Source organism: Bacillus sp. FSL K6-6540, from assembly GCF_038007545.1.
The window spans coordinates 4113293-4139502 of sequence record NZ_JBBOXH010000001.1 but is presented as its reverse complement, the minus strand read 5'-3'; the positions used below and the strand labels follow the sequence as shown (position 1 = coordinate 4139502).

At 53.8% G+C, this 26210-nt stretch carries 19 protein-coding genes; 16 read left to right on the top strand and 3 right to left on the bottom strand.

Annotated features, from left to right (window positions below):
- Positions 1–100 precede the first annotated feature (100 nt).
- Together MHH82_RS18130 and MHH82_RS18125 are read right to left on the bottom strand one after the other, a co-directional pair.
- The gene (locus MHH82_RS18130) at positions 101–280 is read right to left on the bottom strand and encodes an H-type small acid-soluble spore protein (RefSeq protein WP_009592545.1); all 180 of its coding nucleotides are present in this window, start codon (positions 278–280) and stop codon (positions 101–103) included.
- A gap of 11 nt (positions 281–291) precedes the next feature.
- Positions 292–462, bottom strand: a complete 171-nt coding sequence (locus tag MHH82_RS18125) for a hypothetical protein (RefSeq protein WP_015735782.1) — start codon at positions 460–462, stop codon at positions 292–294.
- 147 nt (positions 463–609) lie between these two features.
- Between MHH82_RS18125 and MHH82_RS18120 the strand changes: the two genes are divergently transcribed.
- Both MHH82_RS18120 and MHH82_RS18115 read left to right on the top strand, forming a co-directional pair.
- On the top strand, positions 610–1176 hold the full coding sequence (locus MHH82_RS18120) for an RNA polymerase sigma factor (RefSeq protein WP_036660795.1): 567 nt from the start codon (positions 610–612) through the stop codon (positions 1174–1176).
- The gene (locus MHH82_RS18115; RefSeq protein WP_015735780.1) at positions 1169–2473 is read left to right on the top strand and encodes a hypothetical protein; all 1305 of its coding nucleotides are present in this window, start codon (positions 1169–1171) and stop codon (positions 2471–2473) included. The genes MHH82_RS18120 and MHH82_RS18115 overlap by 8 nt, the downstream gene beginning before the upstream one ends.
- A gap of 192 nt (positions 2474–2665) precedes the next feature.
- On the opposite strand, the gene MHH82_RS18110 is transcribed toward MHH82_RS18115, so the two are convergent.
- On the bottom strand, positions 2666–4267 hold the full coding sequence (locus MHH82_RS18110; protein WP_015735779.1) for a hypothetical protein: 1602 nt from the start codon (positions 4265–4267) through the stop codon (positions 2666–2668).
- A gap of 131 nt (positions 4268–4398) precedes the next feature.
- On the opposite strand from MHH82_RS18110, the gene MHH82_RS18105 reads away from it, so the two are divergent.
- The 14 genes from MHH82_RS18105 to MHH82_RS18040 all read left to right on the top strand — a co-directional run bounded on the left by MHH82_RS18105 (position 4399) and on the right by MHH82_RS18040 (position 26111).
- Positions 4399–5454: a GntR family transcriptional regulator gene (locus tag MHH82_RS18105; RefSeq protein ID WP_015735778.1), complete on the top strand. Its 1056-nt coding sequence runs from the start codon at positions 4399–4401 to the stop codon at positions 5452–5454.
- Positions 5455–5650: 196 nt separating this feature from the next.
- Positions 5651–6727 carry a GntR family transcriptional regulator gene (locus MHH82_RS18100; RefSeq protein ID WP_340967160.1) on the top strand — a complete coding sequence of 359 codons (1077 nt, stop codon included), beginning with the start codon at positions 5651–5653 and terminating at the stop codon, positions 6725–6727.
- Positions 6728–6862: 135 nt separating this feature from the next.
- Positions 6863–8248 carry an ABC transporter substrate-binding protein gene (locus MHH82_RS18095; RefSeq protein WP_340967158.1) on the top strand — a complete coding sequence of 462 codons (1386 nt, stop codon included), beginning with the start codon at positions 6863–6865 and terminating at the stop codon, positions 8246–8248.
- 93 nt (positions 8249–8341) lie between these two features.
- The gene (locus MHH82_RS18090) at positions 8342–9235 is read left to right on the top strand and encodes a carbohydrate ABC transporter permease (protein ID WP_015735775.1); all 894 of its coding nucleotides are present in this window, start codon (positions 8342–8344) and stop codon (positions 9233–9235) included.
- A gap of 11 nt (positions 9236–9246) precedes the next feature.
- A complete protein-coding gene (locus MHH82_RS18085; RefSeq protein ID WP_015735774.1) occupies positions 9247–10083 on the top strand; it encodes a carbohydrate ABC transporter permease in 837 nt (278 codons plus the stop codon).
- Between the two features lie 5 nt (positions 10084–10088).
- Positions 10089–12557: a family 43 glycosylhydrolase gene (locus MHH82_RS18080; protein WP_340967155.1), complete on the top strand. Its 2469-nt coding sequence runs from the start codon at positions 10089–10091 to the stop codon at positions 12555–12557.
- A 37-nt stretch (positions 12558–12594) separates the two neighbouring features.
- Positions 12595–14361, top strand: a complete 1767-nt coding sequence (locus tag MHH82_RS18075; RefSeq protein ID WP_340967153.1) for a glycoside hydrolase family 2 protein — start codon at positions 12595–12597, stop codon at positions 14359–14361.
- Between the two features lie 391 nt (positions 14362–14752).
- Positions 14753–16870, top strand: a complete 2118-nt coding sequence (locus MHH82_RS18070) for a family 10 glycosylhydrolase (RefSeq protein ID WP_340967152.1) — start codon at positions 14753–14755, stop codon at positions 16868–16870.
- On the top strand, positions 16857–17834 hold the full coding sequence (locus tag MHH82_RS18065) for an ABC transporter permease (protein ID WP_251496589.1): 978 nt from the start codon (positions 16857–16859) through the stop codon (positions 17832–17834). The genes MHH82_RS18070 and MHH82_RS18065 overlap by 14 nt, the downstream gene beginning before the upstream one ends.
- Positions 17835–17890: 56 nt before the next feature.
- The gene (locus MHH82_RS18060) at positions 17891–18772 is read left to right on the top strand and encodes a carbohydrate ABC transporter permease (protein WP_145038186.1); all 882 of its coding nucleotides are present in this window, start codon (positions 17891–17893) and stop codon (positions 18770–18772) included.
- A 149-nt stretch (positions 18773–18921) separates the two neighbouring features.
- Complete coding sequence (locus MHH82_RS18055; protein ID WP_015735768.1) at positions 18922–20472, top strand: extracellular solute-binding protein; 1551 nt, start codon at positions 18922–18924, stop codon at positions 20470–20472.
- A gap of 152 nt (positions 20473–20624) precedes the next feature.
- Positions 20625–22724 (top strand): hypothetical protein, encoded by a 2100-nt coding sequence (locus MHH82_RS18050; protein ID WP_340967150.1) that lies wholly within the window; start codon positions 20625–20627, stop codon positions 22722–22724.
- Between the two features lie 110 nt (positions 22725–22834).
- Positions 22835–25171 carry a helix-turn-helix domain-containing protein gene (locus tag MHH82_RS18045; RefSeq protein WP_340967148.1) on the top strand — a complete coding sequence of 779 codons (2337 nt, stop codon included), beginning with the start codon at positions 22835–22837 and terminating at the stop codon, positions 25169–25171.
- A gap of 52 nt (positions 25172–25223) precedes the next feature.
- Positions 25224–26111 (top strand): NAD(P)-dependent oxidoreductase, encoded by an 888-nt coding sequence (locus tag MHH82_RS18040; protein WP_435367955.1) that lies wholly within the window; start codon positions 25224–25226, stop codon positions 26109–26111.
- Positions 26112–26210: the final 99 nt, after the last annotated feature.

Here is a 26210-nt window from a genome sequence, read left to right as displayed (position 1 = left end):
ATCATATTTCGTTTTAGCAATAAAAAAATCCCATCCGCTGAATCTGGATGGGTTTTTTTATTGAAGGTTTGAAGGGGCTATAGAGGGTATGTCTTCTATCTTACGGATGCTCCGTGAGACTGGATAAAGGGACGGTCATTTCCTGCTCCGAGTTGCCGATCGGATAGACCCGAGCGGTTTCATCCTCATTCACATGCTGGATATAAATGGGGGTATCCTGATAAGTTACATGTTTCATAATGGCCGATTCCGAAATTTCAATCGCTCTTTGTTTATTCATGACAATTCTCCTTATTTCGAAAGGTCATTCAATGGATCAGCCTGCCGGTTAGCGGCTTTTTTGATTTCCCGGTCCAAATTCGACGTTCCTTGAATTTCTTCGGCAGCCTCCATTTGATGATTGAGCTGCTGCTCGACTTGTCCGATCCCATGTGCTTCCTGTTGTTGTTTGCTCTTTGCCAAAATGATCCCTCCATGTGATGATATATCCATTGTAAAAAGCTGCATTACTACAATGCACCAATATGTATGAACCTATGCAAATTTATATAATTTCGGGAACTTTCATCGACCGTACGGAGTCTGTTTTGGTGAGGGGGGAGAACTGCTTTGAAGGAAATGCAGATGCAGCATTCCGCGGAGCTGAAAACTTCGGACATTCGGATGCTTATGGAATCCTACGGGGAGGACGTCTGGAACTATGCTTTCGCCATAACTAGAAACACGCACACGGCGGATGATGTCGCGCAGGATGTGTTTATTAAAGCCTATCAACATTTTGCTTCCTTTCGGGGGGAGGCTTCCGTCAAGACCTGGCTTTTGAAAATCACGCGCAACACCGCGCTTTCCTATCTGAAGCGAGCGTTCCTGCGCAGAGTGGTGCTGATGGGCGAGCAATCTCCCGGCACCGGGCAGAAGGGGGCCATGCGGACTCCAATTTCGCCATCAGCCGAAGCGGAATATTTGGAACGGGCAGAGGCCGATGAATTGTGGAAGCAGGTACTGAAGCTGCCAGCTAAATTTCGAGATCCGCTCGTGCTTAGTCTGCATCATCAGCTATCCATAGATGAAATATCCGCCATTACAGGCCTTTCGCCAGGCACGGTAAAGTCCAGAATTTACAGGGCCAAACAGAAGGTGGCCGCCGCATGGAAAGGAGCGATCGAGGATGAATGATTGGAGACCGGATTGGAATCGAAGGCTGGCTGATCCGCCATTTAAGAACCAGCGTTTCCGGATTGACATGATGGAGGCCGTGGAGGAACGTCTTCAGGTTGTTGAAAAGAAACGATTCCGCAGGGACTGGATCCGAACTATCGGTGCCTTTGTTCCCGTAGTGCTGCTCTTGTTCGGGGTTGGAATCTGGTTCGGTTACCAGGCCGTGCCTAACGGTAATCCGGTAAGCCCAAGTCCGGCTGTATCCAAGGGTGGGACGTTTCAATCCAGCTTCGTATCCGGGTCCGGAGGCGGTTTCGACTGGTGGAACCTTGCGGATCGAGAAGTCTCGCAGGAGAGCGACCGTACGATCGTGGCGCTGGCGACAGCGCTTTTGAAACGGGAGATCGGCATCTGGGGCGGCCCGACGCCGGACATCTGGGAGCATCCCGAGGTGAAATGGCCGCTTGAACGCTATGATGTGTCCAGTCCCTGGGTTTATGAAATATACGTAAACGAGATTACGACAGATGCTGAACAAACGGTATACAAGCTCCGTCTGCTGCTCCGGGATTCGATCCCTATGGTATATGAGGAAACGATAGATGTTAAGATTCGTAATGATACCCGCCGAATCTCGCAAATCCAACTAATAAGCACTGACGAAACGGGAACACCACGGGACGATTTCGAGGCTGGAGACGATCAAGGAACAACCGTTACTTTAAAGGAAGATGCAGCCTTGGATCTGAAGATTACGGGTACTCTGTTCAAAGAGGCAGGAACCATTCGTTCGATCAATGTTCAATATGGCGACACGGAACGAACCTTTGCAGATTGGAGCAGCGTGAGTAACGAATCCTATTATCCGGAAACCGCGATACTGTCCCCAGGCAGCAGCGGGAAGGAGAAGGATATACTGGCAATCGTTTTGACAACCGGTTACGGAACAGGGATGCGCGAATCCGCATTGAAACTTCTTACCGACGATCTCATCGAAGTGATGGCAGCCGACCCGGTCCTTGCGTCACAATCCAGACTAAGCTACCATATGACGGCGGAAGACGGGAAAAGGATATTTCAACTTACGTTGAGCGGCGTAACCCGCAGCTTTGAATACAAAGAGGAGGACGCCGGTTTTTGGCTGGACCAGCCCGCACTTGGCAGCATTGTCAGGTATTCCGTGGAAGAAAACACCCTCTATGCTTCGGTGCCAATCCAGGTATCGCCGGGCAACTTTCCGGCAGAGGTCCGGCTGCGCTATGAATACGACGGGACCACGTTTCTTGTGGCGGAGGCAACATTAGAGGAGATGTAAGAAGGGCGTGAAATGCGGGAACCATCATGATTGTCAGACTGACTGGGAAAAGAGAAAACTAAAAAGCCGCTAAGAGCGGCTTTTTAGTTTTCATTATTCGCTTTCATGGATTTATTAGCTGGCGTGTCCCTTTACGACAGTTTGCCAATGTTTGTTTGACCCGGATGGGATTCGGCAGAGAGCTGACCTCATTCAGTTCCGAAAAAACTCAACCTGATCGATATCTGCCCATTGGGAAGAGGAGGAGTTCGACACGTAAAACCCGATCGTTGCCTTGCCCGCCGTCACTTGGATATTCGAGATCGTGACAGGCGTCCACGCCGTCGTGACCGGGCAGCCCGTTTGGCGCATCCCGCCGCCATAGTCCTTCACTTCCATGACGCAGCTGTTCTGGCCTCCGCTGCTACGCATGCGGGCCCTCATCGTATACGTACCGTTATCGAGACCGGTAATGGTCTGGCCGACGTAGGCGGTTGCAGGCCCGCTCGTGCCCGCAAGTCCAACAAAGTAAGAGCCTTCCGCCGCGGGAAGCCCGACGCCGTCATTGGCTCCGTGAATCAGGATGCGGTTCGGGTAATCGTCGCCGTACGTGGTCCAGCCAGCTACGTTCGCCGTTTCAAAGCCGGGATTGTTAACGAGATTCGTCTGCGAAGGAGTAACGGTATAGCCAAAGCGCAGATAGATTCCGCTAACCGGATCAGTCGCGCTCGTCACGGCTGCGACGCGGGTCGAATCGACGGTCATCAGGGAGTTCCAATTGGAAGACTTCGTATCGGATACCGGAAAAACGTTGGTTTTGTACTGCCATGTCGCACCGTTGTCGGAACTGATCATGGTAAACATCGAAGTGTAGGGATCCCCTGTATTGGCGCTGCTCTCATCGGTTTGGAATGCGGCCATCAGACGGCCGTCGGGAAGTGTTACGACAAAAGGAGCACCGGCTTTTTTGCCGTTGCCGACCGGCACGTACAGCGTTTGGCGCGGAACCGACCAATTCAAGCCGTCCGGGGATATTTTATATTTAATGACAAAAGGGTGTCCTGCGACGTCGGACGCTTCGAATACGGTCATATAGCGGCCGTCTTGCATCCGCGTGATGACCGGCATGCCATCGCGAGAACCCGCGGCAACGCCGTCGCTGACCGTAATTCGGCTGCCCCAGCCGCTTCCGTTCCACGTTTTCATGTACAAATTTTGCCGCCCGGTCGTACCTACCGTCGCCGGATTGTCATCTGCATAAAGGACGGCTATCGTGCCGTTAATCATTTCCAAATGCGGCTCCCACAGACCTTTAAAACTGGAGGCGGTTGAACTTCCGATCAAGCCGCCCGGCAAATCGCTCCAAGTATACCCGCCGTCGACGCTCCGCCGGACGTTTAGCTGGATATCATAGGTCGAGCCGTTCTGCACGACATGACGGTAGGCTAACCAAATTTCTCCGCTCGGCAGCCTCATCATCTGTCCGTTCCCAACATTTCCAGCGCTCCTTGAGACGGCCGTAGCCGGATTGCTCCAAGTGTAGCCGCCGTCCTGCGTCCGGGAGACTACGATACGCGTGTTCCCACCACCGGCGTTGGTGTCAAACGATACGAGCCATTCGCTCGGCGTTAGCTTGAGCAGCCGAGGATACCATACGCCGCCTGAAGGCGGCGTATAGACTGCAATCTTCTGCGAAGCCCATGCCATACCGGATGAGGCCGCATGAGCCGGCGACAACGGAAATGACGTTAAAGCAAGCGCAAGCATCACGATAAAGGCAAGCGGTCTCTTCCAAAAGCGTTTGTTCCGTTCCATAAGCAACAATCCTTCCAATCCAGATTAGAAAGCGCTTTCTAAATTGGATTGTATCGCAGTTAGTATAAATTAAGATATACTAAATATATATTATTTTTCAGTTTGGACAGTCGTAAAAAGCGAGGTATGACATGGAGCATCCGTTATATAAACAAATACAGAACGATATACGGCGCAGTATTCAGAGCGGCGAGCTTCCGGCAGGTGCCTTGGTACCGTCGGAGAAGGAGCTGGCTCAGCGGTACGGCGTAAGCCAGATCACATCCAAAAACGCGCTCAACGGTTTGGTGGAGGAAGGTTTTCTGGTGCGTTACCGGGGAAAAGGCACCTTTGTTAGGGAGCAGGGCTCTTCGGAAGGACCGCAGCCCCGGACGGATATGAAAAAAACGATTGCGATCATATTGCCAACGATGAAAACCAAGATCGACCAGCAGCTGCTGGACGGCCTGGAACGCTACTGCGCGGAAAGAGAATATGATCTGTTGATCCGTATCTCACGCGAATCGCAGGAGGAAGAATCCCGGGCGATCGAGCAGTTCCGGGAACGGGGAGTCGATGGCTTTTTGATATTTCCGGTCGAGCAGGAAAGCTACAATAACGCCATTTTGCGTTTGTCGCTTGATCAGGTCCCCCTGGTGCTGGTCGACCGTTTTTTGAAGGAGATCCGGACCTATAGCGTCAGCTCTGATAATTACGAGGGCGTACGCGAAGCCATATCCGGTTTGCTTGCGACGGGGCACAGGCGCATTGCCTTCCTGTCTCCGGAGATTACGAATTCGGTTACGGACGAAAGAGCCAAAGGCTTCGAAGCCGCATTTCTGGAGCAGGGCTTGCCGATAGACAAAAGGCTATGGTGCTTGCTGGATTTGGTTACGATTCAGGAGGGACACGGACCGCAGGAGGTCCTTCGTTTTCTGCAGGGCTGCAGTGATGTAACCGCGGTCTTTTGCGTGAATGCGGAGCTGGCCCGCTATGCCCATTACGCCATGCGGGAAATTTGGCCGGCGACGGAGAGCAAACCGCAGCTCGCCGCCTTTGACGATCCGGATATTGAAGGCATTCCTTATATCCGGCAGCAACCGGATGAAGTATCCCGGCGTGCCGTCGATCTGCTGTCGGAACAGCTGGCCGGTAAGCACGAGCCTCGAAGGGAGGTCGTCCCGGTCCAATGGATTTGGCCGGAATGATCCGTTCATCCAGGATACTGGCTTGATACACAGGAGAAATATCATCGTGAAAACGGTCTGAACTTCGTTCAGCCGTTTTTTTTCGTATATTTTGAGGCAAATCACGGGTTTGTACAGTTTTATATTTACATTTCGAAAGTTATATTATAATAATATACTAAATATACTATTTACAATATAAAGGTTGTGATGCGCGTTGAAATCGTTGCCGCTATATAAAAAAATACAGGAAGACATCAAGCGGCTGATCGCCATCGGCAAGCTGCGGGAAGGGGACCGGGTCCCTTCCGAGAAGGAGCTTTCTGAACGTTACCGCGTCAGTCAAATTACAAGCAAAAACGCGCTGGTCGGACTCATGGAGGAAGGTTTGCTCGTCCGGATCCAGGGCAAGGGAACCTTCGTGATGAGCAGGCCGGAGAACGCCTCCGCGCTCGATCAGTTAGGCGAATGGACGGCAGGTCCGGGCAGAAGCGGGCGGATCGGGCTCGTACTGCCCACGATGAAAACGAAAGTGGACCAGCGATTTTTGGACAACATCGAGAAATATGCGACCGCCGCCGGCTTTGAGCTGATGCTGAGAATTACGCGAGAATCCCAGCTCGAGGAGTCCAAAGTCATCTCGTCCTTCTTGAACCAGGGGGTGGACGGCATTATCATTTTTCCGGTTGAAAACGAGACATACAACGATTCGATTTTAAGGCTGTCGCTGGACCGCTTCCCTTTTGTCCTGATCGACCGGTTTCTGAAGGAAATCAAGACGTACAGCGTAAGCTCGGACAACATAAACGGTACTAAGGAAGCCGTAGAGTATTTAATTAATAATGGCCATTCGTCCATCGCGTTCATCTCACCGGAGATTACGAATACCGTGACGGATGAGAGAGCCCAAGGGTTCGAACAGGCGTTTCTGGAACGCGGAATGTCGATCGACAAAAGCTTATGGTGCCTAATCCCGTTAGAGGAGATCGCCTCGGGCAACTCCGTCGATAAAATCAGGGAGTTTTTAGGCGAGAATCCCGAAATTACCGGCATCGTTACAGCTAATACGGAGCTATGCCGAAGTGCATATAAAGCGGCGGTTGCATCCCGTAAGCGCGTACCGGAGGATCTGGAGCTGATTACGTTCGATCCGCCGGATCTGCCGCACGTGCCGTTTATCCGCCAAAACGAGGAGGAGATGTGCCGCTTGACCGTAGAGCTGCTGATCGAGCAAATTGAAGGAGCCTTTGAGGCAAGAAGGATTATGGTGCCGGTCATGCTGGTAAACGAATGAAAGGTTCGTCCGTGAAGCCACTGAAAACCACTAATTTTATAATAAATATAGTATATAAAATTATAATAATATAAGTTATTATGATTCCGTAAAGCGCTTACAACTAAATCATTTGTTAAAGAAGAGGGGGATCGCATGAAAACGAAAAGCAAATTTGCAGGTATGGTGATGCTGCTGCTGGTGTTTGCGCTATCCGCTTGCAGCGGGGGCAGCAACGGATCAAACGGAGGGACTGCTTCAAGCAACCCGGACGCGTCGAAGCCAGGTCAGGAAGCGTCCACCGGTACGGACCAGAAGGAACCCGTCACGATTGAGTTTATGGGCCACGGCAATCCGAACGAAAAAAAGATTTTCGAAAAGCTGATCGCTTCCTTTGAGGAGAAGTATCCGCACGTCACGGTTAAATACACCTCGGTGCCTCCGGGCGAATACTCGCAGAAGATGACAACGCTGATCAGTTCAGGCAAAGTGCCGGACGTATTCTATGTCGGCGGTCCGGAGTTTTACCGTTTCGCTGAAGCCGGCACCCTTCTCAACATCCAGTCATACCTGGATCAGACGTCATTGTTTAATCCCGATAACGTATGGAAGCAGGCCATGGACCGCTATCGTTTTGACGGCAGTAAGGTCGGGGCGGGCGATTTGTACGGCCTGCCGAAGGACGTAGGTCCGTGGGCTTTCGTATACAACAAGGATTTGTTTGACGATGCGGGCGTGCCGTATCCATCCGCCACGGCTGGAGAATGGACCTGGGACGACATGCTGGAAGCTGCCCAGAAGCTGACGGTCGACAACAACGGCGACGGAAAGCCTGAACAGTATGGTGTAGGCGCTTACAGTCTGGAATCGGCGGTTTGGGGCAACGGCGGCGAATACATCGATTACGCCACCGGCACGGTAAAGGTCAACGAGCCCGCATTCTATGAGGCGATGCAATTTGTTGCCGACCTGAACTTGAAGTATAAGGTCAGCCCGAATCAGGAAGCCGAACAAGCGATGAATGCGTATACGCGCTTCATTAACGGCCAGCTAGGCATGTTTGCGATGGGTCCGTGGGATCAGCCGGCATTTTGGGAGCTGCCTTTCGATTGGGATATTGCGGCATGGCCGGCAAGCCCGAACACGGGACAAACGGCGACCTGGCTCGGCTCAATGGGATTTGCCGTATCGGCAAAATCCAAGCACCCGCAGGAAGCGTTCGATTTGGCCGCCTTCTTATCGCTGGATGAGCAAGGCCAGCGCGAAAACTACCAGCTCGGCCAGGCGGTTCCCAACCTGATCAACATGGCCGAAGGCGAATTTAAGGAAATGGACAAAGGGCCGCAGACGCGCCAAGTCTTTCTGGACATTATCCAAGATTACGGACGACCAAACGTTATAGCTTTCTCCAAGGATACGCAATGGATGGATACGTTCAATCAGAACGCGAGTAAAGTATGGAACGGCGAGATGTCGGCCAAAGACTTTACGGCCCAAATCCAGCCGAAGATGCAGGAGCTGTACGACAAAGGCAATAAATAATGAAGCAGGCGGGGCGCCAGCCATGGATATCGGCGCCTCCCGCCGTATCAAGACGTCCTGATCAATCGAATACTGGCGAAGGTGGAATGGAATATGGGTACCAAGCTTGGCGGGTATCGCAGAAGAGAACTGGCATGGTTGTATCTGTTCGTCGCTCCGCCGGTTCTCGGGTTTCTTTTGTTCGGCCTTGTGCCGATCTTGTTCTCCATATATATCAGCTTTCACAAATGGGATATGCTATCCGATCCGCAGTGGGCGGGACTCGCAAACTATAAGGATCTTATGGGCGACGAGAAAGTGTACAAATCGATGTACAATACGATTTATTTAATGATCGGCATTCCGATCGGCATGGTGCTCTCGATGCTGCTGGCCATCCTGATGAACCGTAAATTCGCCGGCATCTCGTTCATGCGCACGATCTATTATCTTCCGGTCATTTCGCCGGTCATCGCCGTATCGCTGTTGTGGCAGTGGATATTAAATCAGGATTACGGCTTGCTCAACAATTTTCTGTGGGAAACTTTCGGCATTGCCGGCCCTAACTGGCTGGGTAAGCCGGAGTGGGTGAAGCCTTCGTTAATCCTGATCGGGCTTTGGAGCGGCATCGGCGGAAACATGGTGCTGTACCTTGCAGGACTGCAATCCATCTCCTCGACGTATTATGAAGCCGCGGAAATCGACGGCGCTGGCGCATGGCACAAGCTGACGCGGATTACCATCCCGCTGCTCACGCCTATTCATTTTTTCGTCGTGGTCATGGGCATCATCGGGGCGTTCCAGTCGTTCAGCCAAATTTACGTGCTGGCGGTAGACGGCGGGCCTGAATATAGCGGGGCCACGGTGGTCTATTATATTTTCCAGCATGCGTTCCAGTACTTTAACATGGGTTATGCAAGCGCGGTTGCCTGGGTGCTGGGCATTCTCATCTTTGTTGTCACGCTTATACAATTCAAGCTTTCCAATCGCTGGGTTTACCAAGACTAGGGGGGAAATCTGTGAAACGGGAAAAAATGACGGACCTCTGGTCGCTGCTGCTGCTGCTTTTCGGATCGATCTTTATGATCGCTCCGTTCATCTGGACCATCTCGACTTCGTTGAAGGATCGGCGAAACGTATTCGAAATTCCTCCGCAATGGATTCCAGAACCGATCACGTTCGGCAACTATGCGAAGGTTTGGCTGGAGTCGCCTTTGCTGCATGGATTCATGAACAGCTTGATCATCGTGGTGATCGTCCTGACCATAGGAATGCTGGTATCCGCAATGTCGGCCTATGCATTCGGCAAATTCGAATTCCCTTACAAAGGCATGCTCTTCATGGGCTTGCTCGGAACGATGATGATTCCGTATTCGGTGGTAATGATACCGCAGTATATCGGGTTTTCCAGGCTGGATTGGGTAGACACCTTGCTGCCGCTCATCGTACCCGGCCTGTTCGGCAACATCGTCGTCATCTTTTTCATACGCCAATATTTGCAGAGCGCGATGCCGACTGAATTGATCGAAGCGGCGAAGATCGACGGCTGCAGCTTTCCGGGCATCTTCTTCAAAATCGCGCTGCCGATCATGAAGCCGGCGCTCGCTGCCCAAGCCGCTCTCGGCTTTATGGGCATCTGGAACGATTTTCTCGGCCCGCTGATTTACCTGCATACGCCCGAGAAGCAAACGATTCAAGTGCTGATCGCTTCCATGCAGGCGATGTACATCGGCCAGTCGGATTATCCGATGATCATGGCCGCAGCCATCATTTCCATGGTGCCGGTGATCATCGTGTTCTTTTTCTGCCAAAGATACTTTATCGAATCGATGGCAATCAGCGGAATCAAGGGGTGAGGCGCATGCCGATAAGAATGCCGCGCCTGTCAAAAATCGCATGTTGTATCGGAGCGTTAGGTTTAGCGGCCGGATTGGCATTATCGGGATGCGATACAACCACGAAACCGGAGGCGGTCGATATGGAAATATACAATGAAATGTATGCCAATCCCTTTCCGTCGTTGGAGGAAGAATGGGAGGATTACGGCAACGGGGATCCGTATGTGCTGCGGCATGACGGCCGCTATTATCTATATGTGAGCACTAAGGATCATCGGACGGGAATCAAGGCTTGGATGTCGGACAATCTGGTCGATTGGAGCTATGCGGGGCTTGTGACGGAAGATCCCGTATCGACCGGGGCCTATGCCCCCGAAGTGATTTACTCGAACGGGTGGTTCTATCTATACACTTCTCCGGCGGGAAGGGGACATTACGTGTTCCGAAGCGAATCGCCGACAGGCCCGTTCGAAAGAATCTCCGAGAACGTCGGGATGAGCATCGACGGCTCGGTGTTTATCGACGATGACGGCTCCTGGCTGTTTACCCATGCTGGATCGTCGGGCATTGTCGGCGTTCCGATGGACGGACCCGCCGAATTCGGCGTCGGTCAGACGATTCCCGGGCCCTATCTGGGGCATTGGACGGAAGGGTCCATGATCATCAAGCGGAACGGTACCTATTACATGACATATACCGGGAATCATGTATTCAGCAAAGGCTACCGTATTCATTATGCCGTATCGCATGACTCGCCGCTCGGTCCGTACAACATTCCGGCCAACAATCCGCTCGTCATCAGCACTAAGCCGGACTTTTACGGGCTTGGCCACAGCTCGACGGTGATGGGACCCGATCTGGATTCCTATTATCTCGTCTATCATAACTTGACGGGAAGATCTCAGGAAGGCCCGCCTGTCCGGCGCATGAACATCGACCGGCTGGTATTCAACGGAGACAAGATGGAGATTCTGGGTCCTACGAATTACGATCAGCCTATCCCGAGAGGGCCGGTCTTTGCCGATCGGCTGGACGCAGACGCCATCGATGAGAACCGGTGGGAGTCGGAGAAATCGGAAGGAAGCGCTCGAATCATCAGCAAGGAGAGCACGGATCGCATCTATACGGCGGAATATAATTTGGTGCCGTCAAAGACGCGGGTCGCCGCATTGTTTGCCTATGAGGAGGCCAACCGTTTCGGGTTCGCCGAAATCGAACCGGAACTAAACCGACTATCCTTGGGCAGGATGGAGGATGGCAACCGTAAAGTGCTCGCCACCGCGGAGCTTCCGGAAGATACGGATTGGTCTAAACTGCACACGATTCGTATCGAACGAGGGAACGAGCGGCTTCGGGTCTACCTGGACGGCGTTGTGAAGCTGGATGAATCTTCGGAAACGTTCGGACCTGGCCGTATCGGGTATCGGTACGATAACGGCGTACCGGGATTGTCGTATACCGCATTCTCGAATCAAGCCGACGGCAGCAGTGACTTCGAAACGGCCAAGCCGCTTCCCGGCAGCATGGAAGCCGTGCATTATCTTAGCGGCGAAGGCAGGGGGTATGCGGTTCGTCAACCGTCGGAAACCGGCGCATGGCGTCATTCGGACGGAACGGCGATTCGGCAGGCGGAGGATGGCAGCTATTCGGCTGCGCTTACGGAAAAAGGCGATTGGCTGCGTTATGCAGTAAACGTTTCGGAATCGGGCACCTATGCGCTGGACTTGTCGGTCAAGGCTGACGCGGGGCCGGCAGCCTTTAAGCTGCTCGTGGACGATCAAAAAGCCGGAAGCTTTAAAATCGACGGCAGCCATGACGCCAGCAGCGAACCCTGGGTAAAAATTCGGGTAGGATCCCTAAAGCTCGAAAAGGGATTACATAGCCTCGCCATTCAATTGGACAATGGGCAGCTGGAGTGGAAAACGATGGAATTCGAGCTGGTCGATGATCAAGCATTCAAGATCGAACGTTTATTGGAACAAGCAAGTTCCGAGGATGTTCACGGCCGTTGGAACGAAACCGCCGGAAGTTATGCCGGAGCAGCCGATGCCGATGCCAAGATGTATGGAGGCAGCCGCCTTTGGTCCGACTACCGCATCCGGACGACCGTAACGCTGGGCGATGATCCGTCCGGTCAAGCGGGCTTACTCTTCCGGGTGACAAATGAGTCGGATTTCAGGGATCAAGTGAGCGATTCGCTGATGGGATATTTCCTCGCGGTCACCGCCACGAAACTGGAACTGTACAAACATAATTACGATTCCGAGCTGCTTCAAAGCATCAAAGTTGAGCTGGAACGGAACAAGCCCGTCAGCTTGCGCATCGAAGCAGTTCACGGGACGATCCGCGTCTTCGTCGAGGATGGAGAAGAGCCTGTCCTGACGTATGACGATCCCCAGGCCTTCATGCAGGGGAGGGTCGGCATTCGATCGGTTCATGCTGAACAGATCGGGCTTGGCGATTTAACGGTGGAATCCATAGGAACCAAATAGAAACGATAAACTAACAGAAGATGGAGAGTGGAACATAATGTCTAGCTCGCACAAATATATAAAGGACTATCCCAGACCGCAATTGATACGCGAGGAATGGGTAAATCTGATCGGGGAATGGGATTTTCGCTTCGACGATGCTCTGGAAGGAGAAAGCGCCAAGTGGTACGAACGCCTTCAGGCTGACCGAAAAATCACGGTGCCTTTTGCGTACGAGACCAAAGCAAGCGGCATCGCGGATGAAACATTTCATCCTTGCGTATGGTATGAACGTAGTGTAGCCGTACCTGCCGAGGCAGAAGGCAAACGGATCATTTTGCATTTTCAAGCGGTCGATTATGCGGCGACCCTGTGGGTCAACGGCAGCAAAATCGGCATGCATGAAGGCGGATACGCAGCCTTTTCCTTCGATATTACGGAAGCAGTCGAGTTTGGACGCGAGAACAGGATTACCGTTCAAGTCGTGGACGGCAACAGCTGTACGCAGCCGCGCGGCAAGCAGCGATGGATGAAGGACAACTTCGGGTGTTGGTACGTGCAGACGACCGGAATATGGCAAACCGTATGGATGGAATACGTGAATCCGATTCACATCAGCCGGGTGAAGATAACGCCGGAACTGGAACGCGGGTCGGCGAATTTCGGCTATGAACTGGGCAATGCCGCGCACGGCTACGACGGGTTAACCCTCCAGACCATCATCCGGTTTGACGGGAAGCTGATCCGTTCGACGGAAACGAGCGTGGAACGCGGAACGGTAACGGTCGATGTAAGCGTCGTAAACGAAGCCGTGGGCGAATGGAAAGTCAAGCCGTGGCATCCGAACCATCCGAATTTATACGACGTCGAGATGATTCTGAAGCAAAACGGAAAGCCGATCGACACCGCCTATTCTTATTTCGGCATGCGGAGCATTCGGATCGCAGGGGACCAAATCATCTTGAACCATACGCCGATTTATCAGCGGCTGCTGCTGGATCAAGGATACTGGAGCGATACGCATCTGACGCCTCCGTCTGAGGAAGCGCTGCTGGAAGACATCGACAAAACGCTTGCGCTCGGCTTTAACGGCGTGCGCAAGCATCAGAAGCTGGAGGATCCCCGTTATTTATATTGGTGTGACCGCAAAGGATTGTTAGTATGGTCGGAAATGCCGTCGACTTACGAATTCGGAGACGATGCGGTCGAGCGGTTCACGCAAGAGTGGATGGACGTCGTCCGGCAGCATTACAACCATCCTTCCATCATCACCTGGGTGCCGTTCAACGAGTCTTGGGGAATTTCCGATATATCGACCAACCGCAAGCAGCAGCAATTTACGGAATCGATCTATCATCTGACCAAGGCTTTCGACCAGATGAGGCCGGTGATCGTGAACGACGGCTGGGAACATACGGTTTCGGATATCATTACGCTCCATGATTATGAAGAAATCGGTGCTATGCTGGAAGAGCGGTATCGGGACAAGGATGCGCTGTTAGGCAACCAAATCGCGCATAATACACACCGTTATCCATTCGCGCAGGGATATGGCTATCGGGGCCAGCCCGTCATCATCAGCGAATACGGCGGCATCGCTTTTACAAGCGAAGAAGGCTGGGGCTACGGCAATCAGGTCCGCAGCGAGGACGAATTCTTGAAGCGGTACGAAGGAATCACACAAGCGATCAAGAATTTGCCTTATGTGTGCGGGTTCTGTTATACGCAAATTACGGACGTGCAGCAGGAAGTGAACGGCTTGCTGACGGAAGACCGTAAACCGAAAGTAAACGTGGAAGCGATCCGAGGCATCAATCTGGCATGATCGTAGCCGGAGACGTATTCTCGCTTACCCGCGCATGATTGAAAAAACTCACCCAAGGGTGAGTTTTTTTTGTTGCGAGTACAAAGAAAATACATACCCATCGTTTGGATGCCTAACCGTAAACTCGATCGATCATGCAGACATAATCCGCCGTACAAGAGAATGTTGGAACGGGACATTTTTTGCAGTTTTCCTGCCAAACAAGAAATGACCAATAAACTCCTGTTCTTACTTTGCGGCTCAGTCAGGTATAGGGGACCTCGCGCTGGATATCGCCCCATGCCGGATCGGACATATTTTTCCTAACGTGCTCATGCAAGAATTGTCCCTGTTCTGCTGCCCTCAGCTTCATTATGGTAGACATACACCACAAGCAAAGGAGGGAATGGGGATGAAATGGTGGTCAACGAACCGTCTCCGATTGATCCAAAATAATCTTCGCGAGACGGACGCCGATATGGATGTGGATCTTTTGATTCGCGAGCTCAAGTCGTTCCAAGCGAATGTGCTCATGATGAATGCAGGGGGCATATTTGCGTTCTATCCATCATCGCTTATGCATCAATATGTAACGCCTTATTTAACCAAGGACCTTCTGGGGGAAGCGGTAGAAAAAGCCCATGCTAATGGATTGCGATTTATTGCACGGTTCGATTTCAGTAAAGCGCATGAATCGTTGTGGATGCGGTATCCCGAATGGTTTTACCGGGACCGTGAGGGGCGGGAGGTCAATTATCACGGCATCGTTCATACGTGCCTGAATGGAGCCTATCAGCAGGTGAAGTCGCTGGAGAGTATTCAAGAAGTGCTGGAGCGTTATCCGGTGGATGGGATTTTCTTCAATATGTTCGGCTACCAGCATTGGGATTACAGCGGGAATTTCTATGGTCCTTGCTATTGCCCAAACTGCCGCTTGCGGTTTCGCGAAGTAACCGGCAAAGATTTGCTGGCGTATACCGGTCCCGAACATCCGATGCACGAGCTGTACCGGTCCTTCCAGGAACGGACGTCAAGGGAAATGCTGGAGCGCATTCACGGATTCGTGAAGTCGCTGCGGTCCGATGTGGCCATTAGCACGTATCACCCACACCGGGTCGATATCGTCCGCAAGGAATCGAATACGTCGCTGAAAAGGAGCGGCCAGCCTTGGCTGTATTCAGCCTCGGAGAATGTTGCGTCCATACAAGACAGCTGGGATGACAAGCTGGTCAGCAACTGCAGCATTAACGCCATCGACCTGACCTACCGATTCACAGGAGTATCCGAGAATGAAAATGCGATCCGTTTATATCAAAGCATCGGAAGCGGATCTGGGCTGGATTTCTGTATCATCGGGGCATTCGAAGGATACCCGGACCGGGCAAGCTTCGAAACGGTAAAGGATATTTTCAGATACCATGCGGAGCACGAGGAACTGTTCGGACAGCTCGGCTCCATGGCTGAAGCGGTGCTCGTCAAGCCAGCGGCCCCCGAAGCAGCAGCGGAGTATCAAGGTATGTTCAAAATGCTAAAGGAAGAGCACGTCCTCTTCGATGTGGTGATGGAAGAACAGCTGGTGGCCATGGAGTCCAAACTAATGCATATGCGAGCGGTTATTCTTCCCGGCGTTCAGGGATTGTCGGTGGCGGCGGCGCGAGCGCTGCATCGGGCGGCGGATGCCGGCGCGGTGCTGGTCGCAACGGGAAGCGCGCTGGAGCGGCAGCCGGAGCTGCTTAAGGAATGGTTCGCGGCCTCGTTCGCCGGCGTGAAACAATCGGAGCCGGGCGCATACCTGGACGTTTCGGACAAGTCGCATTTCCCCGGATTTGCCCATGGCCGGGACTGGATCGTCGCGGGCGGAAGCTTTGCCCGCGTTGCCTTTGACCCGGATACGACCGAGTGCCGATTGCCATTCATCGAACCGTCCACGTTCGGGCCGCCGGAGCGTGCCTACGGCCACCGCATCGGAGCAGATTACGGTTTGGGGCTGCACAGGCGGGTCGGCAAGCAGGGAACGGTCCGAACCGGCGTGTATATGCCTTGGAATCCAGGCGAGCTCTACTATCGCCACGGGTTCGAGGACTACAGGCAGGTAATGGCGGACGTTCTACATGACATCGTGCCGAATCGGGTTGCTACTACGAACGCACCTCCATGTCTAGAGTTGTTCGTTCACCGTTTGAAGGAGGGCGGATGCCTGGTTCAGCTGCTGAATCTCTCCGGATATAACGGGACGACTTTTATGAATCCGCTTCCGTTATATGATGTTCAGGTGGAACTGAGCGTTGATCGCGTGGACGAAACCGCTGTAGCGAATGCGTCGGGGTCTTGGCCGCAAAAGTGGAAGCTGCCAAGAAACGCGGTAGCGAGGGGCAGGCTGCTCCGTGCCGAATCCGATGCGCAGGTGGAAACCTCGCAAGATCGCGTGACGGTGACGCTGCCGCAAATCGGCCGTTATGAAGCGGTTTGGCTTCAGGCCGTGCCTGTCGGCGATCGAAAGGAGCTGATCACCAGCGATGCCAAAGCCTAAATCTGCTATACCTGCCCAAGGGGCCGGCAGGGTCATCAAGCCGGGCCTAACGCTTCGCCCGGGCAGTCTCGCGTCCCGCATCGTCAAGCACCGCATCATTTATTTGCTGCTGTTGCCCGGGCTGCTCTTCTTCTTGCTGTTCAAAATCGCTCCGATGTGGGGGCTGCTTCTGGCCTTCAAAGATTATAATCCGTTTCTTGGCTTTGCCGGAAGCGAATGGGCTGGATTTAAGCACTTTGCGGATCTGTTCTCGAGCTCCAACTTCTATATTATGTTGCGGAACACGTTTGCGATCAATATGATCGCGCTGATCTTCCATTTTCCGCTCCCAATACTGCTGGCCCTGATGCTGAATGAAATCCGGCATGAGAGCTTTAAGCGCCTGAACCAGTCCATAGTTTACCTGCCTCATTTCCTGTCGTGGGTCGTCGTGGCCAGCATGACGTTCTTTCTGTTGTCGACGGACGTGGGGATCGTCAATAAACTCATTGCCGAAAGCGGCAGGGATACCGTTTCCTTTCTGTCCAATCCCAATTACTTCTGGGGACTTCTGACCGCGCAAAGCATGTGGAAGGAGGCCGGATGGGGAACGATTATCTTCCTGGCGGCCATGGCGAGCGTGGATCCCCAGCGTTACGAAGCCGCCGTCGTGGACGGGGCGGGCAGGTTCCGCCAGATCTGGCATATCACGCTTCCGGCCATCCGGCCAACGATCATCATTTTGCTTATTCTTCGGCTGGGCAGCATGGCGGACACTGGCTTCGAGCAGATTTTGCTGATGATGAATCCGCTGGTGCGCTCGGTGGCGGAGGTGTTCGATACGTACTCCTACACGCACGGCATTCTTCAAGGGAAAATCAGCATAGGGGTGACGGTCGGCATGTTCAAGGGGCTGGTGGGGCTCGTCCTGATCGTGGCCGCCGACAAAATCGTAAAGCGGCTCGGCCATGAAGGCATTTATTAAGCCACCAAAGGCGTCTGCCGAATACTCATTATGCTAAACGAAAGGAGGAATTCCGCGTGAGCTTCGTTATCCGAAAAAAAGGGCTAAGCTTGTTCGATTGGATCAACTACAGTCTAATCACCTTGTTCTCGGTCGCATGCTTGTTTCCGTTTCTATACGTGTTCAGCGTTTCCTTTACGGATCCCGAGGTCTATGTTCCGCTTAAATTTTATTTGTTTCCCGAGCAGTGGTCCTTGGAGTCCTACAAGTACATTCTATCGACCAACAGCTTTATGAATGCGTTTAAAAGCACCGTTTTCATTACGGTTGTCGGTACCGCGCTCAACATCGTCGTTTCCTTTACGATGGCCTACGCGCTGACGAAACGGTCCATGCCCGGGAATCGCTGGGTAATGGGGCTCGTCATCTTCACGCTGGTGTTCAGCCCGGGTATCGTGCCCAACTACTTGCTGGTCAAGGAACTAGGCCTGTTGAATTCCTACTGGTCCATGATCTGGCCGGGCCTGACCAACGCCTGGAGCTTGATCGTTATCAAAAGCTTCTTGGATTCGCTTCCATCCGAATTGGAGGATTCCGCGAAAATGGACGGCTGCTCGGATATGGGCGTGTTTTTGCGAATGATAATCCCGCTGTCGATGCCGGCGATCGCCACCTTCACCCTGTTCTTTGCGGTCGGGCATTGGAACGCCTATTTTAACGCCTTGATTTACTTATCGGATTCCAGCAAGTGGACGCTTCAGCTGTTGATTAAAACGCTGGTCATCGATTCCAATTCGGTGGCGGTGGCCCAGGCCGGGGCAAGCGACGAAAACGTGGTGCCGCAAGAGACCATCCGGATGGCCTCAATTGTACTAGCGATGGTACCGATCTTGGTTGTTTACCCATTTCTGCAAAAGCATTTTGCCAAAGGGGTGATGCTCGGGTCGATTAAGGGTTGAGGAAGGAAACGGCGCATCGATGCCCTGTGCATCGGATATGCAGCCGGTAGGATTGAAAGCGTTATCCTACCGCAAATTGGCGGGAAGGAGATAGAACTCTGCTTCAAGAACAATACATGGATGATGAGCATCCATAAGGAGGGGTTTACATGAAAAACACATCGAAGAAGGGAAGCTCGCATAGCAGCTGGAAGCTCTGGCTCGCGGCCCTCATGGCCGTCGTCATGCTGGCAGGCTGCGGGGGGCAGGCCGGCGAGAAACCGCAGAACGCCGGAGGATCGGAAGCAGAAGGCAATGACGGCAAGCCGATGACAATCAAAATGTTTGCCGGGCTCTATAACGAGATCCCCGACATGAACAATGACTATTGGAAGGAATGGGAGCGCCGCACCAACGTCAAGCTGGACGTGGAATGGGTGCCGTCGGGCGATCTGGACACGAAGCTGGATTTGCTGCTGGCCTCCGGCGATCTGCCCGAAGTCGTGGCCTATCAAAATCCGATCCGCCCCACGCTGATTACGGCGATCCAGAACGGCGCGTTTTGGGATTTGACGCCGTTCCTCGGGGATCTCAGCGAGTATCCGAACCTGAAAAGCAATCTCGCCCCGGATGCACTGAAATATTTGTCGGTGGAGGGGAGCATCTATGCGGTGCCGCGGTCCCGGTCCAGGATCGACGGCGGGTTGAAAATAAGAGAGGACTGGCTGAAGCAGCTGGACATTCCGATCCCTACCGATTTCGACGAATATAAAGAAGCGTTGAAGAAGATCGTCGATGCCGATATGGACGGCAACGGGAAGAAGGATACGGTAGGTCTCCTATATATCAATAACCCGCCCGCATCATTCCAGGCCGGCTTCGGCGTATACAATCCGACCTATACCGATGATGGCGGGCTAATGAGCCCGTCCCTTACGCCTCAGTACATCGAGATGGTGGAATGGCTGCGCGGACTGTACGCGGACGGCCTGATGTCCAAGGAATACGCGGTCATGAAGGAAAGCCAGGCGGAGGAGCTCTTCAAGACGAACCGCGCCGCTTCCTATGGACGTCCGATCTGGTGGGATCATGAATGGGAGCAGGCGATGAAGAAGTCCGGTCAGCCTGATGCCAAAATCCTGAACGTGACCTTGAAGGGACCGAAAGGGGATTATGCGGTCGGCCTGGAAACCGGCGTAGCCGGCGGGTTCTACATCTCCAAGAAGGTGCCGGAGGAGAAGGTGAAGCAGCTGCTCAAATATTTCGACCAGACGGCGTCCCAGGAAATGACCGATTTTGCCTATTACGGCATTGAAGGCGTCCATTACACCGAAAAGGACGGGCAGAAGGTGCTGACGGAACAAGGGGTCAAAGAAGTCAATACGACGAGCAAGGGAGCGGGCGTACTGGCTTATGCCAAGTGGGGCAAGGTGATCAGCGCTTCCGGAGATAAAGCCTTTAACGATGCCAAAATCAAAGAGGTGGAAAATTACGACGAGATCGGAAAAATCGACCACTATCGCGTCATCACGTCCGAGGGCTGGCGCAGCACATGGCCTAAATACAGCGACGAATATGCTTCCATGGTGACAAAGGCTATCGTCGGGCATATTCCAATGGAGGAGTTCCGCGCATACGTTGATCAGCTGAACAACCAGCCGGACATTCAGGAAGCGTACCAACAAATGGCCGAAGCATACAAGCAGTTCAACGGGGAGTAACGGACAGTCGGCTCGGGCGGTCTCGCATTCTGGAGCGAATATGTTGAAGAACGGGAGGAGACAGCATCGTTGAAGCCTCTGTTCAAACCGGCTGTCTCCGCCTAGCGAATCGCCCGTTTGTTGCCAGTTTGAAATGAGAAGGAGGTAAGGCAATGACGAAGGTTAATGAGGAACGCTTCTGGTGGCACAAGCCGCTGCGCGTCATCCAGCCCAATATGCAAGTCCAGGATACCGCCTGCATCGACCCGCCCCGGCTTGCCGCGCAGCTGAAGGAGATGGGGGCGAATGCGATGGTCTTCAATACAGGCGGCATATATGCCTGGTATGACACGCAGGTTCCGTACCATACCGTGAACGGATATCTCCCGGAGGGGCGCGATTTGCTCGGGGAACTGATCACGGCCTGCCACCTTGAAGAGCTTCGATTTATTGCCCGGTTCGATTTCAGCAAAGCAGATGACAGCGTGTACCTCCGAAGGCCGGAATGGTTCGTCCGCAAGGAGGGCGGCCGCCCGGAGATCATCGGGGCTGAACGGCCCGGACCGTGGCCGCTCTTGATGTCCACCTGCATCAACGGCGGCTACCGCAATGCGGATGTTGCCGCTCCGGTGCTCCGCGAAGCGCTGTCGCGGTATCCGATCGATGGCATTTTTTTTAATAACCCCGGTTATGTGTTCTGCCGATGCGAGCGATGCAGGCGTAAATACGCGGAACGGTACGGCAAGGACCTCCCGGACTCCCCGCAGGAGCTGGAGCCGGATTTTGCTGCAGGATGTTTCGATGACAATATGAAAGCGATGCATGACCTGATCAAGCAGGAGAGGCCGGAGGTGCCCATGATTCTATACTATAACCTCCACCGCGACAATCTGTCGAAGCGCGTTCAGATCACTGATATGCTGTGTACGGAGCCGCAGGACGTACTCTCGCTCGGCCATGCCTTGATCCCTGAATTCTGGAAGCCGGCTCTCAGCATCAAGGTGGGGCGGTCGGTTCCGGGCAGGCCGGCTCCGTTTGGCATCGTGCATTCCTGCCCGGGCATGGACTGGCGCCATACCGGGCTTCCGGTAGCGGAATACCGCTTCTGGCTGGCTCAAATTCCGGCCAACGGCGGTCAGATCTGGCACTCCGTCACGGGCATACCCGATACGATCGAAGACAAGCGGATTTTGAAAACCGTAGCCGAGCTGAATCATCATGCCGCCAAGCTGGATGCCTATATGGACGGAGCCGTATCGGCTGCGGAAACCGCCCTGCTCTGGAACGAGCGCGGCGAGGCGCAGAGTTGGGCCGAAACGATGATCAACCGGCAAATCCCGTTTGACGTGCTGCTTCCCCAGAGCAGGAAGGATTGGGAGTTGGACCGCTACCGCGTTGTATTGATTCCCGAAGGAACGGAATATACCCCGTCCTTGATCCACGACTTGCGTTCGTACGTACATGGTGGGGGACAACTGCTAACGGAAGGGACACTTCCTTCCACTGCAGCCGATGCCGACGTCAAGCCGCTCCATGACCTGCTCGGCATTTCGGAGGAAGCCTTCAAAAGCGAATACCTGATTGCCTCCTATTTGCGGTTTCAGGAGCTGCCGTGCGAGATCAACCCGCTTCAGCAGGGAATGGATACGACGGCGCTGATCGCTCACCGCGGCCATGTCGCTTATGTTCAGCCGCACAGTGAAGCGGTTCGGGTACTGGCGACGCTCGTACCGCCGTTTTCTCCGCCGGTAAGCGTGGGGGCGCCGCCGGAGCGGGCTTCGCTGCCCGTTTCCCGCACCGATCTGCCGCTGGCTTTGGAGCATTCGTGGGGAGCGGGCCGCGCCATGTACTTCGCGTTCTCGCTGGGCGAACTGCTCCGCGAATTCAGGCTGCCCGAGCATGAGATGCTGCTGGCTAACGCGATTGACCACCTGCTTGACGGGAGGCCGCTGCTGTCTGTAACGACTTCGTATCCCGGACTGCAGACGACCCTGTTCCGAAGCGGCAGTGATCTGCTGCTCCACTTCGTGAACGGAGCCGGCCGCCGGCCGCTTGCAGTGGCGCTGCCTCTGCACGACATCGAGGTCCGGCTGAGACCGGGGACTAGATGGCCTACAGGGAGCGGCTTTAAACTGGAGATGTTGATCGGCGGAGGCTGTATAGAAGGATTCGCAGCGAACGACGAATTGAACTTCACCCTGCCGCGGCTGGAGGTTTGGGAGTGCATTCGGATCCCGCTGAATCCCACCGTTAACGCTGTTGGGGAAGGATAGAGGAAGCGGGAGGACGAAGTATAACAGGTGTAGGATCATCCGTAGAGAGTTGCGGATGGCACAGTGATCCGCAGGGCAGTTCCTGCCGCGGGAACCGGAGGTGATAAATCGTGAAGTCTCTTTGGCAGCATATTCAGGCATCGTTCCTCCGCTGGTTCTCCGCGAACCGCTATCTGAAGCGTCTGATTTGGCTCGGATGTCTGTCGGCCGTAATTCCGGTGATCCTAGCCGGAAGCGCGTACTATCATTTCTCCATGAAAAAGCTGACGGTCCAGTTCCAGGAAAATAATATGGCTTCCTTGATGCAGCTGAAGGACCGCGTCGAAAATATCATAACAAGCATCGAGCATGAATCGCTTCAGCTTGCCAGCGGTCCGCTGATTCGCAGCGCGCTGGAAAATCCCGAATATGAGACGGACTACATGCAGCAATTGGATATGCTCAAGCTGTTTCAACTGCACAAAAATACCAATAACCTGATCGAAGACATCCTGTTTTACGATGTTCGTCACCGGCTGCTGCTGTCGCATTCCTATGGCCTGGTCCACCTGGACGGGTATAAAGGGAAAGAAGATATTGAGCAAGCCCTGGCGAGGGAAGGGGGAGCGAGGTGGATGCACCTCCCGAAGTCGTCGGAGAACGGATACGTCTCTTACGTCCGCCATCTTCCCGTTATGGTGCAGGGCCAACCGAGAGGCACCATCCTCATACACGTGAAAGAGGAATCGCTTCGCAGCCTTTTGAACAATTACTCCCTTTCCCTGGAGGAGCAGTCGCTGGCCATTCTGGACTCCGATCGCCGGGTCCTGCTGCATACGGATGGACGCAGCGAGATCGGCAAAACCGCGGATGAAGACCCCATTTTGGGATCTTTGGTAGAGAGCGGGGAAACGTCCAGCCATGACGTGATGACCGGAGAGGACGGCAAGGAACTGATCGCCTTTTACAAGACGTCTATGGGCCGTCTATACGTGTCCCGGATGCCGGAGCGGGAGATGATCGAGCAATTGAGGTGGATCCGCGTCCTGATCGTCATGTCGGTGACCGTCTTCATGCTGATCGCGGTATTGCTCACCTGGTTCTCGTCCAAAATCGCGTACAATCCGATTCAGCAGCTCCTCCGTTACGGGGAGCATTTGAGAAGAAACGGCAGGAGCGGGGCGGAGAGCTCCGTCAAAGAGAATGAAATCGAATACATCCGCTCCTCCCTCAGCTACTTAAACGAGCAGGCGGAATCCCTGAACAGCTACATTCGAAAAATTCAACCGGATTTACGGGAACGGTTTCTGCAGCGTTTGCTGCTGTCCGGAAGCTCATGGCGGTCCGGCACACTGGAGGAGGGGTGCGCGAAGCACAAGATCCCGATGAGCGGACCATATGCCACGATGGTGGTGAAAGTCGAGAATCCGGTGAAAAAACGATTCTTGCCTAACGAAGGTCCGGTCATCGTGTTTGCGGTCAAAAACGTCATGTCCGAGCTGCTGGCAAACAACCGGCAGCTGGAGGGCTACGTGGTGGACCGGGAGGATCGTGAAGCGGCGGCGATCCTGAGGCCGGGAGAGCCCGGGGCTTCCTCCCAGGAGTTCCGCAGCCTCCTCGCATGTTATGCGGAATCCGTCAGCCAGTCCCTGGCGCGCTATCTTTCTTTTTCCGCGTCCATCGGCATCGGCAATACTGGAACATTGCCCCGGGCGGCAGAATCCTATAAGGAGGCGCAGCTTGCTCTGCAATATCGCCTGTTCCATGATGCCGATACCGTACTGTTTTATGAAGACATGATCCGCATTGAGCGTAATCCCGTGTTCATGTATCCGAAGGATATCGAATCGGAGATGATCGAATATTTGTGGAACGGGGATCTTTCGCAGGCCGAGGCGTCGCTTCATGAATTTTCCCGGCGTATTCGGGTGTCGGAATCGTACAACGTGACCTCCCAGAGCTATTACGTGCTGCTCTCGGCCATAGTCCAGTCGATGGAGGAGAAAGGTCCCGGCGTGCTGGAGCTGCTGGGGGGTAACCTGTTCGACCAGCTGAAGGAGAACCAGACCTCCCGCGAAATGCATGACTGGTTCATCGGCGTGCTGTTCCCGCTGTACCAGGAAATCAGCCATGACTTGCGCACCCGATCCACCCGCCTGATCGTTCAGCGGGTATGTAACCATATCTGCCGTCATCCCGATGGTGCTCATTCACTGGCGGACTGTGCCGAGCTGGTGGGGGTGAGCCCGTCGTATCTCAGCCGGCTGTTCAAGAAGGAGATGGGCATATCCTTTGTTGAATACGTCATGAACTTCAAAGTGCAGAAGGCGAAACAGCTGCTCAAGGATACGGATTACACGGTCACGGAGATTGCTGAAATCGTCGGTTATTCCGAACGAAACCTGAACCGGGCCTTTCAGCGATTCCTACAGATGTCTCCACGGCAGTATCGGCTGTCGGTAAGATAGGAAAACTGCTTTTACAGACTCAGGCTTATATAGAATAAAAGGAGAGGATCACATGATGACAATCGCACCGATTCAAACGACCGTAGGGTTTATCGGCTTGGGCGTAATGGGCCACAGCATGGCAGGGCATATCCGGAAAGCCGGCTACCCGCTGCACGTTTACACGCGAACCGCCTCCAAGGCGGAGCGGCTGGTGGCGGACGGCGCCGTATGGCACGATACCCCGGCCAAGCTGGCGCAGGCCTGCGACGTAATCATTACGATGGTGGGCTACCCGAAGGATGTCGAGGAACTCTATTTGGAGCCGGACGGGCTGGTGGCGCATGCCAGGGAAGGGGCATATCTGATCGATATGACGACGTCCAGTCCGCTGCTTGCCCGCCGCATTTATGAAGCCGCCTCGTCGAAAGGGCTCCATGCCATGGATGCTCCGGTCTCTGGCGGTGACGTGGGGGCACGTGAGGCGAGGCTGTCCATCATGATCGGCGGGGAAGAGGGAGACGTCAAGGCGGTGCAGCCGCTGCTGTCGACGATGGGAAGCAATATCGTCCATCAAGGGCAAGCCGGCGCCGGACAGCATACGAAGATGTGCAACCAGATCGCCATTGCCTCTAACATGATGGGAGTCTGCGAGGCGATGGCCTATGCGGAGAGCGCCGGGCTGGATCCCGAAACCGTGCTCAAGAGCATCGAGAGCGGAGCGGCGGGCAGCTGGTCGCTTAGCAATTTGGCTCCGCGCATGATTGCCGGGAATCTGGAGCCGGGATTCTATATCAAGCATTTCATCAAGGATATGGGAATCGCGCTGGAATCCGCTAAGGCGATGAACTTGGTTACGCCGGGCTTGTCCCTAGCCGAATCGCTGTACAGCCAGCTGGCCGAGAAGGGGCTTGAGGATAAAGGCACGCAGGCTTTGATTAGATATTATACGGGTGAATGAGATTCGGATTCTTTTGCCTCAATAACATAACAGTCTCAATTTCCCGGAAGGACGGATTGAGGCTGTTATTCATTCCAGGACATTAGGAAACTTATCAGG

Coding starts and splice junctions, on each gene's coding strand:
- MHH82_RS18050 (WP_340967150.1), top strand. CDS start 20,625: ATGACGAAGGTTAATGAGGAACGCTTCTGGTGGCACAAGCCGCTGCGC.
- MHH82_RS18130 (WP_009592545.1), bottom strand. CDS start 280: ATGAATAAACAAAGAGCGATTGAAATTTCGGAATCGGCCATTATGAAA.
- MHH82_RS18065 (WP_251496589.1), top strand. CDS start 16,857: ATGCCAAAGCCTAAATCTGCTATACCTGCCCAAGGGGCCGGCAGGGTC.
- MHH82_RS18115 (WP_015735780.1), top strand. CDS start 1,169: ATGAATGATTGGAGACCGGATTGGAATCGAAGGCTGGCTGATCCGCCA.
- MHH82_RS18080 (WP_340967155.1), top strand. CDS start 10,089: ATGCCGATAAGAATGCCGCGCCTGTCAAAAATCGCATGTTGTATCGGA.
- MHH82_RS18105 (WP_015735778.1), top strand. CDS start 4,399: ATGGAGCATCCGTTATATAAACAAATACAGAACGATATACGGCGCAGT.
- MHH82_RS18075 (WP_340967153.1), top strand. CDS start 12,595: ATGTCTAGCTCGCACAAATATATAAAGGACTATCCCAGACCGCAATTG.
- MHH82_RS18110 (WP_015735779.1), bottom strand. CDS start 4,267: ATGGAACGGAACAAACGCTTTTGGAAGAGACCGCTTGCCTTTATCGTG.
- MHH82_RS18055 (WP_015735768.1), top strand. CDS start 18,922: ATGAAAAACACATCGAAGAAGGGAAGCTCGCATAGCAGCTGGAAGCTC.
- MHH82_RS18040 (WP_435367955.1), top strand. CDS start 25,224: ATGATGACAATCGCACCGATTCAAACGACCGTAGGGTTTATCGGCTTG.
- MHH82_RS18090 (WP_015735775.1), top strand. CDS start 8,342: ATGGGTACCAAGCTTGGCGGGTATCGCAGAAGAGAACTGGCATGGTTG.
- MHH82_RS18095 (WP_340967158.1), top strand. CDS start 6,863: ATGAAAACGAAAAGCAAATTTGCAGGTATGGTGATGCTGCTGCTGGTG.
- MHH82_RS18070 (WP_340967152.1), top strand. CDS start 14,753: ATGAAATGGTGGTCAACGAACCGTCTCCGATTGATCCAAAATAATCTT.